This window comes from Herbaspirillum huttiense, from assembly GCF_047300815.1.
GTDB lineage: Bacteria > Pseudomonadota > Gammaproteobacteria > Burkholderiales > Burkholderiaceae_D > Herbaspirillum > Herbaspirillum huttiense_A.
This window is the reverse complement of record NZ_CP178608.1, coordinates 4,307,189-4,321,912: the sequence shown is the minus strand read 5'-3', so window position 1 is coordinate 4,321,912 and position 14,724 is coordinate 4,307,189. Positions and strand designations below refer to the sequence as shown.

14 protein-coding genes are annotated in these 14,724 nt (G+C 64.7%); 9 read left to right on the top strand and 5 right to left on the bottom strand.

The window, feature by feature from the left end; genetic code table 11:
- Positions 1–6: 6 nt before the first annotated feature.
- Together ACLRDN_RS19745 and ACLRDN_RS19740 are read left to right on the top strand one after the other, a co-directional pair.
- Entirely contained in the window at positions 7–2,763 is a 2,757-nt protein-coding gene (locus ACLRDN_RS19745) for a DUF4118 domain-containing protein (RefSeq protein WP_413457676.1), read from the top strand.
- 9 nt (positions 2,764–2,772) lie between these two features.
- Entirely contained in the window at positions 2,773–3,483 is a 711-nt protein-coding gene (locus tag ACLRDN_RS19740; RefSeq protein ID WP_034332893.1) for a response regulator, read from the top strand.
- Between the two features lie 18 nt (positions 3,484–3,501).
- Here the strand turns inward: ACLRDN_RS19740 and ACLRDN_RS19735 are convergent, their stop codons facing one another.
- From ACLRDN_RS19735 to ACLRDN_RS19725, 3 genes are all read right to left on the bottom strand, one after another.
- Positions 3,502–4,098 carry a hypothetical protein gene (locus tag ACLRDN_RS19735; protein WP_413457675.1) on the bottom strand — a complete coding sequence of 199 codons (597 nt, stop codon included), beginning with the start codon at positions 4,096–4,098 and terminating at the stop codon, positions 3,502–3,504.
- Positions 4,099–4,203: 105 nt separating this feature from the next.
- The gene (locus ACLRDN_RS19730; RefSeq protein ID WP_134136611.1) at positions 4,204–4,611 is read right to left on the bottom strand and encodes a hypothetical protein; all 408 of its coding nucleotides are present in this window, start codon (positions 4,609–4,611) and stop codon (positions 4,204–4,206) included.
- Between the two features lie 48 nt (positions 4,612–4,659).
- Entirely contained in the window at positions 4,660–5,523 is an 864-nt protein-coding gene (locus ACLRDN_RS19725) for a TorF family putative porin (protein ID WP_413457674.1), read from the bottom strand.
- Between the two features lie 323 nt (positions 5,524–5,846).
- On the opposite strand from ACLRDN_RS19725, the gene ACLRDN_RS19720 reads away from it, so the two are divergent.
- A complete protein-coding gene (locus ACLRDN_RS19720; RefSeq protein WP_413457673.1) occupies positions 5,847–7,124 on the top strand; it encodes a type VI secretion system Vgr family protein in 1,278 nt (425 codons plus the stop codon).
- A gap of 183 nt (positions 7,125–7,307) precedes the next feature.
- Positions 7,308–7,739, top strand: coding sequence for a hypothetical protein (locus ACLRDN_RS19715; RefSeq protein ID WP_413457672.1), 432 nt, complete (start codon positions 7,308–7,310; stop codon positions 7,737–7,739).
- Here ACLRDN_RS19715 and ACLRDN_RS19710 read toward each other — a convergent pair whose 3' ends face one another.
- Positions 7,740–8,534 (bottom strand): enoyl-CoA hydratase, encoded by a 795-nt coding sequence (locus ACLRDN_RS19710; RefSeq protein WP_413457671.1) that lies wholly within the window; start codon positions 8,532–8,534, stop codon positions 7,740–7,742.
- Positions 8,535–8,572: 38 nt separating this feature from the next.
- Positions 8,573–9,337, bottom strand: a complete 765-nt coding sequence (locus tag ACLRDN_RS19705; RefSeq protein WP_413457670.1) for a GntR family transcriptional regulator — start codon at positions 9,335–9,337, stop codon at positions 8,573–8,575.
- Between the two features lie 337 nt (positions 9,338–9,674).
- Between ACLRDN_RS19705 and ACLRDN_RS19700 the strand changes: the two genes are divergently transcribed.
- The 5 genes from ACLRDN_RS19700 to hydA all read left to right on the top strand — a co-directional run bounded on the left by ACLRDN_RS19700 (position 9,675) and on the right by hydA (position 14,670).
- On the top strand, positions 9,675–10,715 hold the full coding sequence (locus tag ACLRDN_RS19700) for an ABC transporter substrate-binding protein (protein WP_186450109.1): 1,041 nt from the start codon (positions 9,675–9,677) through the stop codon (positions 10,713–10,715).
- 31 nt (positions 10,716–10,746) lie between these two features.
- Positions 10,747–11,562: an ABC transporter permease gene (locus ACLRDN_RS19695; protein ID WP_034330553.1), complete on the top strand. Its 816-nt coding sequence runs from the start codon at positions 10,747–10,749 to the stop codon at positions 11,560–11,562.
- A 31-nt stretch (positions 11,563–11,593) separates the two neighbouring features.
- A complete protein-coding gene (locus ACLRDN_RS19690; RefSeq protein WP_413457669.1) occupies positions 11,594–12,385 on the top strand; it encodes an ABC transporter ATP-binding protein in 792 nt (263 codons plus the stop codon).
- A gap of 11 nt (positions 12,386–12,396) precedes the next feature.
- Positions 12,397–13,125, top strand: coding sequence for an aspartate/glutamate racemase family protein (locus ACLRDN_RS19685; RefSeq protein WP_413457668.1), 729 nt, complete (start codon positions 12,397–12,399; stop codon positions 13,123–13,125).
- 120 nt (positions 13,126–13,245) lie between these two features.
- A complete protein-coding gene (hydA, locus tag ACLRDN_RS19680; protein ID WP_413457667.1) occupies positions 13,246–14,670 on the top strand; it encodes a dihydropyrimidinase in 1,425 nt (474 codons plus the stop codon).
- Positions 14,671–14,724: the final 54 nt, after the last annotated feature.

Below are 14,724 nucleotides of genomic sequence, written 5' to 3'. Positions count from 1 at the left end.
CCCGATATGAACACCCGCCCCGATCCCGACGACCTGCTGGAACGCGTGATGCGCGATGAAGAGCGCCAGGCGCGCGGCCGCCTGAAGATCTTCTTCGGCTTCTCGGCCGGGGTCGGCAAAACCTTCGCCATGCTGGAAGCCGCCCAGGCACTGGCCGCGCAAGGGTCCGACGTGATCGCCGGCGTGGTCGAGACTCATGGCCGCGCCGAGACCGAGGCCCAGCTCGCCGGCCTCACGCGCCTGCCCATGAGCATGGTGCCGTACCGCGATCGCCAGTTGCCCGAGTTCGACCTGGATGCCGCACTGGATCGTCAACCCGGCGTGATCCTGGTCGATGAGCTGGCGCATTCCAACGTGCCCGGTTCGCGCCATGCCAAGCGCTGGCAGGACATCGATGAACTGCTGCGTGCCGGCATCGATGTCTACACCACCCTCAACGTGCAGCACATCGAAAGTCTCAACGATGTGGTCGGCCAGATCACCGGCATCCGTGTCTTCGAGACGGTGCCCGACCATGTCTTCGATGAAGCCGACGATGTCATGCTGGTGGATATCCCGCCCGATGAATTGCTGGCCCGCCTGCAGCAGGGCAAGGTCTACCTGCCGCAGCAGGCCGAGAAGGCCGGGCGCAACTTCTTCCGCAAGGGCAACCTGATCGCGCTGCGCGAGATCGCTTTGCGCCGTACCGCCGACCGCGTCGACGCCGACATGCGCCAGTACCGCGCCGACCGTTCCATCGCCCAGCTGTGGCAGGCGCGCGAGCGCATCGTGGTGGCCGTCGGCAGCGGGGCCGGCGAGGAACGCCTGATCCGCGAAGCGGCCCGCCTGGCCGCCAAGCTGCAGGCCGAATGGCTGGCGGTTCACGTGGACCTGCCGGGCCAGCGCCAGGCGATGGAGGCGCGCGAACGCGTGGTCTCTTATCTGAAACTGGCGCAGTCCCTGGGCGCGGAAACGGCCAGCATCAGCGGTGAGGAATTGTCTGCCGCGTTGCTGCAATTCGCCCGCAGCCGCAATGCCGGCAAGCTGGTCATCGGCCAGGAAGAGGGCGGCCTGCGCCAGCTGCTGCGCTGGCCGCGCGGCACCCTGGCCCAGCGCATCGCCCGCAGCGGCAGTGAGATCGATCTCTACACCATCGCCCGCAGCCGCACCCGGGTGCCGCAGGAACAGACCCGCACCGACAGTGCCGCCAGCGCCGCCGAAGCCTTGCTCACGCGCCGCCGCCGTACGCGTGGCACGCTGTGGGCGGTGGCCAGTTGCATGGCCACCACGACGCTGGCCTTCGTGCTCGATGGCAAGCTGCATCCGGCCAACGTCATCATGCTCTACCTCGTGGGCGTGATGCTGGTGGCGATGCGCTATGGCCGCGCGGCCTCGGCGCTGGTGTCGGTGCTGTCGGTGCTGTCCTTCGATTTCTTCTTCGTCGATCCGCGTTTTTCCATCACGGTCTCCGACGCGCAATACCTGCTGACGCTGGCGGTGATGCTGGCGGTGTCGCTGTTCATCAGCTCGCTCACTGCGCGCCTGCGCCGCCAGGCCAGCGTGGCCATGCAGCGCGAAGGACGCGCCGCCAACCTCTACATGCTGGGCAAGGAATTGTCGGCGCTGCTGACGCTGGACCAGATCCTGGAAATCGGCCGCCGCCATCTGGCCGCCGTGTTCGGTGCGCGCATCGCCTTCTTCCTGCCCGACAGCGCCGACCAGTTGCGCCTGGCCGAGCCCGAGCAGGACAGCGGCGGTCCGCACGTCCTCAAAAGTGTGGATGCGGGCGTGGCCCAATGGGTCTATGACAACGGCCAGGCCGCCGGCAAGGGCACCGCCACCTTGCCTTCGGCAGCGGCGCTGTACCTGCCGCTGACGGCCACCATGCGCACGCGCGGCGTGCTGGCCTTTGCCATCGAGGGCGCCAGCGAAGAGGAGCGTCAGCTGGCCGCCGCGCAACTGGCCCTGCCCGAGAACCGCCAGATGCTGGAAATCTTCTGCTCGCAAATTGCCATGGCCATCGAGCGCCTGCACTATGCCGAGGTGGCCCAGGATGCGCTGGTAACGATGGAATCGGAACGCCTGCGCAATTCGCTGCTCTCGGCCATCTCGCATGACCTGCGCACGCCGTTGACCTCGCTGGTGGGCAGCGCCGACGTGCTGGCCGCCAACGAACGCCTGGATGAGGATGCCCGGGCCATGGCGCGCACCATCAGCGAACAGTCGCAGAAGATGGTCGGACTGATGAACAACCTGCTGGACATGGCGCGCCTGCAGGCAGGCGTGGTGACCTTGAATCGCCAATGGAATGCACTGGAAGAGCTGACCGGCTCGGCCTTGCGCCTGCTGTCCAAGGCACTGGAAGGACGCCAGGTGGAAACGCGCATCGCGCCCGACCTGCCGCTCTTGCGCGTGGACGCGGTATTGCTGGAACGGGTGCTGGCCAACCTGGTGGAAAATGCCATCAAGTATTCGCCTGCCGGCAGCCCCATTGCCATCAGTGCGCATGTGGAAGACAGCGATGGCCAGCCCCAGGTCAAGGTCTGTGTGAGCGACCACGGGCGCGGCTTTGCGCCGGCCATGACGCAGCACGCCTTTGAAAAATTCACGCGCGGCGACAATGAATCGTCCACCCCCGGCGTCGGCCTGGGCCTGGCGATCTGCCGTGCCATCATCGAGGCGCACCAGGGCCGCATCTGGATCGCGCCGCAGGAAGCCGGGCAGGGCGCAACGGTCTGCTTCATGCTGCCGGTGGAAACGCAACCCGCCCTGCCCGAGGAATAAGGACACCCCATGCAAGAACACGCAGGCAACATCGTCTTCATCGAAGATGATCCGCACATCCGCAAACTGGTCAGGAGTGCGCTCGAACAGGAGGGCTTCATCGTCCACGAAGCCAAGAGCGCGCGCGAAGGCGTCACCGAAGCCGGCACCCGCAAGCCCGACCTCATCATCCTCGACCTCGGCCTGCCCGACGGCGACGGCAAGCAGGTCATCAGCGAGATCCGCAACTGGAGCAGCGTGCCCATCGTGATCCTCTCGGCCCGCACGCAGGAGTCCGAGAAGGTGGAAGCCCTCGACGCCGGCGCCGACGACTACCTGGTCAAGCCCTTCGGCATGCCCGAGCTGCTGGCCCGCATGCGCGCGCAATTGCGCCGCCATGCGCGCGCCTCAGGCGCAGGGCAGTCCAGCGGCCGCTATCGTCTCGGGGAAGTGGTGGTGGACCTGCCGGCCCGCAGCGTGAGCCGCAACGGCGAGGCGCTGCACCTGACGCAGATCGAATATCGTTTGCTGGCCACGCTGCTGCGCGATGCCGGGCGCGTCATCACGCACCGGCAATTGCTGGTGGCCGGATGGGGGCCTTCGCATGCGGAGGATGGCCACTACCTGCGCATCTACATGCAGCGCCTGCGCCAGAAACTGGAACGCGATGCGGCCCAGCCGGTGCACATCCTCACCGAGATCGGCGTGGGCTATCGGGTGGCCGATGTGGTGGCCGAATGAAACTGGAATGAACCGGCCTCAAGGCCAGTTCAGCAGCGGCAGGGCCAGCACCACCATGACGATGCAGCCCAGGTTCAGCAGCATGCGCTGGCGCTTGAGCACGAAAGAGAGCAGCCACGCACCGGCCACGAAGACGATGAAGTTGGCCAGGTATTGCTTGCCCGCAGCGGCCACCGGCAGCTCCGGCGCATCGGCCAGTCCGGAGAATTTCCAGGCGCAGACCAGGGCGGCCAGCACGGCGCAGTTGAAATAGGTATTGACGGTCGGGAAGCTTTCTTCCAGATGATCGGAGACCTCCACGCTCTCGCAGCGGCCTTCACGATAGAGCGCTTCCAGCCAGTGCCGTTCACCGCGCCAGCGGTAGAGCAGGGCGCCGTCTTCGCGCGTCTCCTGGGCATGGGGTGTACCTAGCCGCGCGGCCATGAAATCCGGTGCGGTGTTGCGCCATTCGGCGGTCTGCGCAGCGCGAAAGCGCTGTTCCAGCGCGCGCGCCTTGCGGCGTCGGCCCAGTTGCTTCAGGGCCAGCTGGGCCAGGGCCAGCGAATTGAACAGGTAGATCCACTGCAGGATGGTGGCGTAGTCGGCTTGCATGGGCAGGTCGGTCAGTTGGGGCATCGATAAGGATGCCGCATCTTGCCGTCAGCCCGCCCGATTGTCCAGCCCGGCTGTGTGCTCAGCAAGGGAATGCCCGCCGGACGGCGGTTCTAGCGCGATATGAACCTAAAGATCCCCCCAGATATCAATCTGGCGGCGGATCTGGCCGGTGCGCGCATCGCAGATGAAGAGAACTTCCCGCAGGGCATGGCGCACCACGTAGCGGAAGTATTCGTGGTCGGTGCGGGCCACGAATTCCTCGCTCTCGATCTTGCCCGGCATGAAGTCGCTGATCTGGCGTCGACACTCGTCGCGATGCTGCAGGGCTTGCGGCGAGGGGCCGTAGTCTTCCGGCGCGCGGTAGGGCGCGACGGCCTGCGTGAGCGGCGCGATGCTGGCGCACAGCACGAAGATCAGCAGCGCCACCAGCACGCAGCGATAGCGGCGGCGCTGGGCGGTACGCAGGAAGAGATGGCGGGGCGAGAGCGGGTGGAGGCGATCCTCGCCACGTTTCCAGTGCAGACGGCTACGCATGATGATGCACCTCCTTGTGATGTTCTCTCGTCAGAAGACGGGCAGGCTTCAGAAGCTCTTGTTGACCGAAGCGATCCACTGGTTGCTGCCGATGTTCTTGCCACGCAGCGTGTAGCCGGCAGCGGGCGCATTGCTGCTGGTCCAGGCCAGCCCCAGCACGTAGCCGGAGAAGTCGCGCGTGAGACCCAGCTTCCAGTCGGTGTAGGAGAGGTTGGCCGCATTGGGGCCGGTATAGCGCTGGCGGCCGATGTGGGCCAGGCCGGTGATGCCGGCGACGAGTTCATGCGTCACCGACAGGTCGGCATAGGTGCTGCCGCGCGTATCGGCATTGCCGAAGGTATTGCCGGTGCTGTACGAATACTTGAAGGCGATCCACTTGGCATCCACGCCGAGGTAGACCTCGGTGGTATCGGGTTTGGTCATGCCGGCCGGATAGCTGCCGGGATAGGCGTAGTGCAGCACGCCGATGTCGCCGGTGAGCCAGTCGGTGAGCGCCGGTTTCCAGCCGCCGTAGAGATCGGCTTCCAGGCTGGCCGAGGCGGCCGGGTTGGTATCCGAGATCCAGCTGATGTTGGACAGCCAGACACCGGCATAGAGGCCATTGTCATGGGTCAGGTCGAAGCCGCCTTGCAGCGCCGGTTTCTGGTTGGTCTGGGTGGTACCACGGAAAACGTACTGGCTGGCGATGCCGATGTTGCCGGCCAGGTGCAGCGGGGAGGCGCTGGCGTCCGGTGTGGCGGGAGCGGCTTCCTGCGCCTGGGCCGGTGCGATCACGGCGATGGCCAGCAGGGCGCTGGCGGCGGCCAGGGTGGCCAGCCCGGCCAGCTGCGCACGGCGCAGGCGACGCTGGCCCAGCGGTGCCATGTCTTGCTGTGCGGGAGTGTCGATGTGTTGTGGGGTGCGGCGATTCATGATGCTGGTGGCTCCGTCGGTTGAAGAGCCGCAAGTTTGGATGTTGATGCATTTAATCCGGATAAAACTTTGCTGCCGGCTTGTAAACATCCCGTAAAGAAAACACGCTCCCGATCACCGGACGGGCTTTGCATGGAAGTGCGCCAGTGTTGTGCCATACATCAAAAGACCCGCGCACCGTCTAGAATTTTTTTGCCTCTGGCATGGATGAATTTCTAAATTCCCTTCATTTGTCCGCGTGACTGATCTTTTCGGTGCGCCAAGGCGGCACAGTCCTGCCTTTGCACCTGCATGCCGCAGGCGCTGTCATGGCAGGAGCTTGTATGGGCGCATCACCGACATCCATCCGGACATCCATTCCGACCACGGCCGAGGCCTTCCTGCGCTGGGTGCGGGAAGCGCAGCACGGGCGCCTCATGCGCCTGCACTTTCCCCATGGGGATGGACCGGAGGCGCCCTTGCTGGTGCAGCGGCTCGATGCCGAGGAGTCGCTCTCGCGCGACTTCAGTTTTGTGGTGGAGCTGCTCAGCGATGATCCGCACCTGCCGCTGAAGGCCTTGATGGGCAAGCTGCTGGTGGTCGAGCTGGTGCGCGAAGATGGTCACCTGCGTTACTTTTCCGGCTACGTGTTCGGGTTCTCCCGCCAACGCGCCGATGGCGCCATCGTGGTCTATGAAGCGCAGCTAGGGCCGTGGTTCAGGATGCTCTCCTTGCGGCGCGATCACTTTCTTTTCCATGACAAGACCCTGCAGCAGCAGACGGCCGAGATCTTCGCCGACTACCCGCTGCATGCGCGCTGGCAGTGGCAGGTCAGCAGTGGCGACGCCGTCATGACCGACGCCTGCCAGTATGGCGAAAGCGATCACAACTACCTCAGTCGCCGCTGGGAAGCCGCCGGCTGGCACTACTGGTACGAGCATGATGCCACCGGCCATACCCTGGTCGTGGGCAGCGACAGCCGCCAGCAAAGCGCCATCGAGGGCGATGACTGCGTGCGCTTCCACGGCGAAGGCGGCAGCGGTGAAGACGACGCCATCGACCGCTGGTCGCCACAGCGCGAGATGACGGCTGGCAGCGTGGTGCTGGGCAGCTTCGATTTCAAGTCGCCCACGCCGCGCTGGATGGCGGTGCCGACGCTGAACCGGCAAGGGGTGGCGCCGTCCATCGAGCACTATGTGTTCACCGGCCACTATGGCTACCGCAACCGGGACGATGGCGATGCGCAGAGCCGCCTGCGTATCGAGGAGATCGAGGCCCGCGCACGCCAGGTGGAGGGAGAAGGAAACTGTCGCGCGCTGATGCCGGGGCGCTGGTTCCGGCTGGTGGAGCATTTTGAGTTGCCGAACCTGGGGTGGCAGGCGGCGCAGGGCCGGGATGAGTTCCTGCTCCTGGCGGTGCGCCATCGCGTGCGCAACAACTATCTTCCTGCTGCGCAGGGGGAGGATGCGCGTCCTTATCGCAACCAGTTCCGCTGCATGCGCCGCCTGGTTCCCTGGCGCCCTGGGTCGGGCTACAACAGCCAGCAGCCTGTCGCGCGCGGCGCGCAGACGGCGACCGTGGTCGGCCTGCCGGGGCAGCCTGCGCTCTACACCGATGAGTAACGCAGGCGCTCCTCGTCAAGCGCGCTCGCGCTTTCCATGACCGACAAATTCCACCAGGCCACCCTCATGACCAATCCATCCGACCCCGACATCGAATCCACCCCCGACGATTTCATCCGCGCCGTCCTCTATCCCTTCGCCATGGCCGACTAAGATGGTGCGCAATCCATCCGCCTGAGTGCCGTGCCGGATTCCGATGTGCTGCAGGGACTCCCCATCGACCTGGTCAACGAGGCCTTGTCGGCCGCCCAGGAAGCGGGCCTGATCGAGAGGGTGGAAGAACGCCCCGGTGCCATCGCCATGACCCCGCTGGGCAGGAAGAAATTCCTGCTGGTGCGCGACGGCTTCTACGATGACGATGCCATCGACGATTTGCGCCGCATCCTGGCAACGCTGGACCTGCGTGCCTTGCGCCTTTCCAGCGATTATCACCAGCACCGGCAGAGCTGCACGGCGCTGGCCGCCTATCCGGATCAGCCTTGCCCGCGCACGGGCCGCTGGCTCGCAAGGCGTCTGGAGCAGCGGCAATGCGAATTGCGGGAGGGAGATGCCGTGCCCTTGCCCGAAGTGGACGCGCAGGACCGGCCCGTTTTCTGGTACCTGATGAAGACCTGATCAATCCCCACGCCCAGCCCAGTTGGGGGGGCGCTTCTCCAGAAACGCCTGTATCCCCTCCATCGCCTCCGCATCCATGATGTTGCAGGCCATCACCTCGGCTGCATGTGCGTAAGCATCGGGTAGCGCCATCATCTGCTGGCGGTACACCATGGCCTTGCCGCGCGCAATCGAGATGGCGGGCTTGCTGCAGATCTCACGCGCCAGTGCTTCGGTGGCCGCATCGAGTTCATCCGCACGCACCGCCTGGTTGATGAGCCCCCATTGCGCGGCTGTGTCGGCATCGATGAATTTGCCGGTCACCAGCATTTCGAAGGCGCGCTTGATCGGCAGGTTGCGCGTCAAGGCCACCGCTGGCGTGGAACAGAACAAACCGACGTTGATGCCCGAGACCGCAAAGCGCGCACCCTCGGAAGCCACCGCCAGGTCGCAGGCAGCCACCAGCTGGCAGCCCGCCGCCGTGGCCAGTCCCTGCACCTTGGCGATGACCGGCACCGGCAGCGCACGCAAGGACTGCATCAGGCGGCTGCAACGATCAAACAATTGCTGGTAATACGCCTCTTCGGGCGTGGCACGCATCTCGCGCAGGTCATGGCCGGCGCAGAAGGCGCGGCCGTTGGCGGCCAGGATCACGCAGCGTACCTGCGGGTCCTGCGCCAGCGCATCGAGCTGCGCCTGCAGCGCCGCCAGCATCGCTTCAGAGAGTGCATTGAATTGTGCCGGCCGGTTCAGGGTGAGGGTGGTGATGCCCTGCGCGTCTTGGCGCAGCAACAGGTCCTGGCTTGCGTCTTGCATGGTGTCTCCTCCACAGGTAATGGGCGCCGCGTATTGCCTTACACCATGCCCAGCAGCGCTTCCAGGTCTTCCTCCTCACCCTGCGGCGCGGACATGTCGAGCACGCTTTCGATGTGGTGCAGGTGCGCCAGCATGGTCTCCACCGCCTCTTCGGTACGGCCGGCGGAGATGGCATCGATGATGTCGCCATGGTCGTCGTGGGTGCAGGCCGGCACCGTCGGCGAATCGTACAGCACGATGATGAGACAGGTCAGCGATGCCAGCTCGCGCATCATCTTGCTCATCACCGGGTTGTCCACCATGTCGGCGATGCGGATGTGGAATTCGCCGGAGAGCCGGATGATGGCGCGCCGGTCATTGCTGGCGCGCGCCTGCGCTTCTTCGGCCACGTGGGCGCGCAGCAGCGCGATGTGCTCGGGACGCGTGTGCTCGCACAGGTGGCGCAGCAGCGCCGGTTCCAGCATGCGGCGCGCAGCAAAGATGTTGCGCGCCTCTTCCGGCGTCGGGCTGGCCACGAAGGCGCCGCGATTGGGGATGGTCGTGATCAAGCCCTCATGGGCCAGCCGCGCCAGCACCTCGCGCACCCGCGTGCGGTTCACGCCGAAGATGCCGGCCAGCTTCTCCTCGACCAGCTTGGTGCCGGGCGTGAGGCGGTGTTCCATGATGGCGCCGACGATGCGCTCATAGATCGCATCGCCCGCCAGCGGCCGTACGCTGAAGGCCTGGCCGGGCAGGGGGCTGGTGTCCGGATGCTCGTGCTTGCTGTGTTTCTTGCGGGGGCTGCTGGCGGGAGTCGGGCGCATGGGTCTCTGTGATGATGGTTTTGCCCGCCATGATAGCGGAAAATTGTGGGATTTGATTGTCACAAAATGGACTGCTTAATGTTGCACTCTTGCGGGGCGAATTTGCGCCCCGGCTTGGCTGAAATGAATTGCTTTGGTGCGCGACCTCCTGTTTCTTGTCGGAAACCGCAATCGCGAAATACTGCGGGAAGTCGCTCTGTGCAAGCGGTTTGGGGGTATTTCCCAAGCCGTGCGACAGCCGTTTCCGAGGCTGGCACAGGCTTTGCATAAACGGTGGCAATAGAAATCAGGATTGTCACAAAATAATCCGTTCCGATTGTCCACCTGGGAGAAAACCATGCAACAGCAAGTCCGCAAGTCCCCCTCCGGCCTGTTCTTCAAGGCGCTTGCCCTGGCCGGCCTCGTGGCCTGCAGTACCTTGGGCGCCGGTTCGGCCATGGCCCAGGCCAAGCCGAAGATCAAGCTGGCCTATGCCAAGTGTGCGCACTGCATGTCCATGGCCATGGTGCCGGGGCTGGCCCAGAACGTGGAGATCGAAGGCATCAACTTCACCGCCGGCAGCGATGCGCTGACTGCACTGGTGTCCAAGAGCGTGGACATCGCCCAGGTCACCTACCTGGCCTACGTCAGCGGTCTGGACAAGGGCTTTGACCTGGTGGCCGTGTCGGGCCAGGTCAATGGCGGCTCGGAGATGCTGGTCGGCAAGGACAGCCAGCTGGCCTCCGATGACTGGGCCGGTCTCAAGAAGCTGATCGCGCAATACAAGGCCGAAGGCAAGCCCTTCCGCATCGCCGCCTCGCGCGGCAATGCGCAGGACCTGCACATGCGGGGCGAGCTGGCCGGCCACGGCATCGATCCTTCCAAGGACGTGCAGTTCGTCAACATCCCCAACCCTTCCGACCACGCCGCCGCACTCTCGCGCGGCGAGGTGGAACTGATCTGCTCGGTCGAGCCCTTCGCATCGCAGATCCGCATGACCGGGGTTGGCAAGCATTTTGCGTATCCGTATGACCAGGCGGCCGGACGTCTCACCAATCTCATCGTCACCCGTTCGGATGTCATCAAGGAACAACCGGCGGCCGTCAAGGAAACGGTCGCCGCCGTGGTCAAGCTGGTGGATGGCCTGCAGAAGGACAAGCAGGGCTGGATCAACAGCATCGTCAAGGGCACTGGCCTGGATCCCAAGATCGCCACCGAAGCCCTCAACAATGCCTATCCCGACTACCGCATGTACCGCACGCAAACCAAGGCCATCGCCGGGATGATGAAGGACCTGAAATACGTTTCTACCGACGTGTCTGCGCTGGCCGAGAAGAACATGGACTACAGCTTCCTGATGAGCGTGACCGGCAAGCCCAAAACCGAACTGGGTTATTGATCCAGCACCCCACAGCATTGAAGGAATCATCATGAGCGGATGGAAGCAATCCCTGTCGGAAGCCAAGTGGCGCTTTGCGGTGCCACTGTTGCTGGTGCTGTTCTGGGAGGCCTTCTCCCGCTCGGGCGTGATTCCGGCCTCGCTCCTGCCGGCACCCTCGCGGGTGTTTGCTACCTGGATGGACTGGATCTTCGGCATCAATGAAGCGGCCCAGGACAGCAGCGGCAAATGGATCTATGACGCCATGGCCAGCTGCCTGCGCGTGACGGCCGGCTACCTCATCGCGGCACTCTCGGGCATCGCCCTGGGCGTAGCCATCGGCTGGTGGCGCTGGGTCGAGCGCACCATCGAACCGACGGTGCAGATGCTGCGGCCGATTCCGCCGGTGTCGTGGATTCCGCTGGCCATCATCTGGTTCGGCATCGCCAACAAGCCCGCTATCTTCCTGGTGTTCCTGGGGGCCTTCTTCCCGATCCTGATGAATACCGTCCACGGCGTCAAAACCGCCGACCGCAACCTGCTGCGCGCGGCCGCCATGGCCGGGGCCAAGCAAAGCCAGCTGCTGCGCTTCGTGATCCTGCCGGCGGCCATGCCCAGCATCTTTGCGGGCCTGCGCATCGGCATCGGCAGCGCCTGGATGCTTACCGTCACCGCCGAGATGGTGGCCGTCAAGAGCGGGCTCGGCTATGCACTGTGGGATTCGTATTACTTCCTGCGCTATGACCTGGTGATCGCGGCCATGATCAGCATCGGCCTGCTGGGCTTCCTGGCGGACTGGATCCTCAAGCAGATCATGCATTCCATGCTGCGCTGGCAGCACGTGGCCACCGTGCAGGGCAAGGCCTGAGTACGCATTCAACCCTCAAGGACATCGCATCATGGCATTCATCGAATTGAACGATATCGTCAAGGTCTTCAAGGACCGCAAGCGCGGCACCGACATGCTGGCCATCGATCACGTGAGCCTGCGTCTTGAAAAGAAGGAATTCCTCTGCCTGCTCGGCCCCTCCGGTTGCGGCAAGTCCACGCTGCTGAACATGATTGCCGGTTTTGAATTCCCGACCAGCGGCGTGGTCACGGTCGCCGGCAAGCCCATCAGCGGTCCCGGCGCGGATCGCGGCATGGTGTTCCAGCAGGCCAACCTCATGCCCTGGCTGCCGGTGTGGGACAACGTCGCCTTCTCGCTCAAGTTGCAGGGCAAGAGTGCGGCCGAGCGGCGCGCGGCGGCCCAGCCCTTCATCGAGACGGTCAAGCTCAAGGGCTTCGAGAACCACTATCCGAGCGAACTCTCGGGCGGCATGGCGCAGCGCGTCGGCATTGCCCGCGCGCTGTTGCAGAACCCCTCGGTGATCCTGATGGACGAACCCTTCGCCGCCCTCGATGCGCAGACCAAAATGGAAATGCAGGAAGAACTGGTGGCCCTATGGCAGCGCTACGAGGGCACCATCGTCTTCGTCACCCACAGCGTCGACGAGGCCCTGATCCTGGCCACCAAGGTGGCGGTGATGACGCATCGTCCTGGCCGCATGCGCGAGCTGATTGACATCGACCTGCCGCGTCCGCGCGATACCACCACGCCCGAATTCAACCAGTACAAACGCCACGTGCTGAGCCTGATCCGCGAGGAATCGGCGCTGGCCCATGCCGACGCTGCACTTCTGGCAGCCTGAAAGGAAACAAGATGATCCCCCGCACCCTGCTCGGCATGCTCACGCCGTCCTCCAATACCACGCTGGAGCCGGTCACCACCGCCATGCTGGCCGACATCCCGGAGGCCAGCGCCCACTTCGGCCGCTTCCGCGTGACCGAGATCGCGCTGTCCAACCAGGCGCTGGCGCAGTTCGACGACAGCGAGATCCTGCGCGCCGCCGAACTGCTCTCGCATGCCAAGGTCGGCAGCATCGCGTGGAATGGGACGTCCTCGGGCTGGCTGGGTTTCGATGCCGATGAACGCCTGTGCCGCCGCATCACCGAAGCCACCGGCATTCCGGCCTGCACCTCGGTGCTGGCCTTGAACGAGATCTTCGATCTCACCGGGGTGAAGCGCTTCGGGCTGGTCACGCCTTACCTGGACGACGTGCAGGCCGCCATCATCAAGAGCTATGCGGCCTCGGGCCTGGAGTGCGTGTCCGAACGCCACCTGCGCAAGCAGGACAATTTCTCCTTCTCCGAAGTGGGTGCGCAAGAGCTGCGCGCCATGGTGCATGAGGTGGCCAAAGACAAACCGCAGGCCATCACCATCTTCTGCACCAACCTGCGCGGTGCGCCGCTGGTCGAAGAACTGGAGCGCGAGGTCGGCATCCCGATCTACGACACCATCTCCACCGTGGTGTGGAAATCGCTGCAGCAGGCCGGGGCCGATCCCTCGCGCATTCGCGGCTGGGGCAGCCTGTTCCGCGACGTGCGCTAACGCTCACGCTGGCGCGGGCACCGGCCGCGCCGGTGGCCTCTTCCATTTTCATCTTCAGACTCACGCCCCGGCGCATGCCGGTGGCGCGGGGTGAACCACGCTCGTTCGAAAGGAATACAGATGAACAGCTTTGACCTGGTGATCCGCAACGGCACCGTTGCGACGGCCTCCGACATCATGCAATGCGACGTCGGCATCAAGGACGGCAAGGTCGCCATGCTGGGTCGCGGCCTGCCGCCCGGCCGCGAGGAGATCGATGCCAGCGGCAAGCTGGTGCTGCCCGGCGGCGTGGATGCCCATTGCCACCTGGACCAGCCGATGGAAGAGGGCCTGCGCATGGCCGACGATTTCAGGAGCGGCACCATCTCCGCCGCCTGCGGCGGCACCACCACGGTGATCCCGTTTGCGGCCCAGGCCAAGGGCGGCTCGCTGCGCGCGGCCGTGGAGGATTATCATCGGCGCGCCGAGGGCAAGGCGGTGATCGACTATGCCTTCCACATGATCGTCAGCGACCCCAGCGAAGAGGTCCTCAAGAACGAACTGCCGCAACTGGTGCGCGAGGGCTATACCTCCTTCAAGATCTACATGACCTATGACGATCTCAAGCTCAATGACCGCCAGATCCTCGACCTGCTGGCGCTGGCCCGCCGGGAAGGGGCGCTGGTCATGGTCCATGCGGAAAATGCCGACTGCATCGGTTGGCTCACCGAGCAGCTGGAAGAGGCCGGCCTGACCGCGCCCAAGTATCACGCCCAATCGCGCCCCATGATGGTCGAGCGCGAAGCCACCCACCGTGCCATTGCGCTCTCGGAGCTGGTGGACGTACCCATCCTGATCGTGCATGTCTCCGGCCGCGAAGCCATCGAGCAGATCCGCTGGGCGCACGGCCACGGCCTGCGCATCCACGCCGAGACCTGCCCGCAGTACCTGGTGCTGACGGCCGATCACCTCGATGACGGCTACCACGGCGCCAAGTGCGTCTGCAGCCCGCCGCCGCGCGACAAGGCCAACCAGCAATACGTCTGGGATGGCCTGGCCAGCGGTCTCTTCACGGTGTTCTCGTCAGACCACGCGCCCTTCCGCTATGAAGATCCGCAAGGCAAGAAGCCGGGCGGCCAGGAGGTGCCGTTCCGCTACATCCCCAATGGCACGCCGGGACTGGAGACGCGCCTGCCCATCCTGTTCTCCGAAGGTGTGGGCAAGGGACGCATCGATCTCAACCGCTTCGTGGCCCTGACCGCCACCGACCCGGCCAAGATGTATGGCCTCTATCCGCGCAAGGGCACCATCGCCATCGGCAGCGATGCCGATATCGCCGTCTGGGATCCGCATCGCCAGGTCACGGTCAGCAACAGCATGCTGCATCACGACGTCGACTACACCCCCTATGAAGGCATGCAGTTGACCGGCTGGCCGGTGCTCACGCTCTCGCGCGGCGAGATCGTCTGGCGCGATGGCGAGGTGCTGGGCACGCCGGGGCGCGGGCAATTCCTCCCCTGCGGCTTGCCGGACCCGGCCCGGCCCAAGGTGCAAATTCCTGCCTAGCAGGAATTTATAAACAATTTATCGATTAATTGTCAGTTTGGCCTTTAGTGCGCG

Bases quoted from the DNA above. Each gene is read 5' to 3' on its own strand.
- ACLRDN_RS19745 (WP_413457676.1), top strand. From the start codon at position 7: ATGAACACCCGCCCCGATCCCGACGACCTGCTGGAACGCGTGATGCGC.
- ACLRDN_RS19740 (WP_034332893.1), top strand. From the start codon at position 2,773: ATGCAAGAACACGCAGGCAACATCGTCTTCATCGAAGATGATCCGCAC.
- ACLRDN_RS19735 (WP_413457675.1), bottom strand. From the start codon at position 4,098: ATGCCCCAACTGACCGACCTGCCCATGCAAGCCGACTACGCCACCATC.
- ACLRDN_RS19730 (WP_134136611.1), bottom strand. From the start codon at position 4,611: ATGCGTAGCCGTCTGCACTGGAAACGTGGCGAGGATCGCCTCCACCCG.
- ACLRDN_RS19725 (WP_413457674.1), bottom strand. From the start codon at position 5,523: ATGAATCGCCGCACCCCACAACACATCGACACTCCCGCACAGCAAGAC.
- ACLRDN_RS19720 (WP_413457673.1), top strand. From the start codon at position 5,847: ATGGGCGCATCACCGACATCCATCCGGACATCCATTCCGACCACGGCC.
- ACLRDN_RS19710 (WP_413457671.1), bottom strand. From the start codon at position 8,534: ATGCAAGACGCAAGCCAGGACCTGTTGCTGCGCCAAGACGCGCAGGGC.
- ACLRDN_RS19705 (WP_413457670.1), bottom strand. From the start codon at position 9,337: ATGCGCCCGACTCCCGCCAGCAGCCCCCGCAAGAAACACAGCAAGCAC.
- ACLRDN_RS19700 (WP_186450109.1), top strand. From the start codon at position 9,675: ATGCAACAGCAAGTCCGCAAGTCCCCCTCCGGCCTGTTCTTCAAGGCG.
- ACLRDN_RS19695 (WP_034330553.1), top strand. From the start codon at position 10,747: ATGAGCGGATGGAAGCAATCCCTGTCGGAAGCCAAGTGGCGCTTTGCG.
- ACLRDN_RS19690 (WP_413457669.1), top strand. From the start codon at position 11,594: ATGGCATTCATCGAATTGAACGATATCGTCAAGGTCTTCAAGGACCGC.
- ACLRDN_RS19685 (WP_413457668.1), top strand. From the start codon at position 12,397: ATGATCCCCCGCACCCTGCTCGGCATGCTCACGCCGTCCTCCAATACC.
- hydA (WP_413457667.1), top strand. From the start codon at position 13,246: ATGAACAGCTTTGACCTGGTGATCCGCAACGGCACCGTTGCGACGGCC.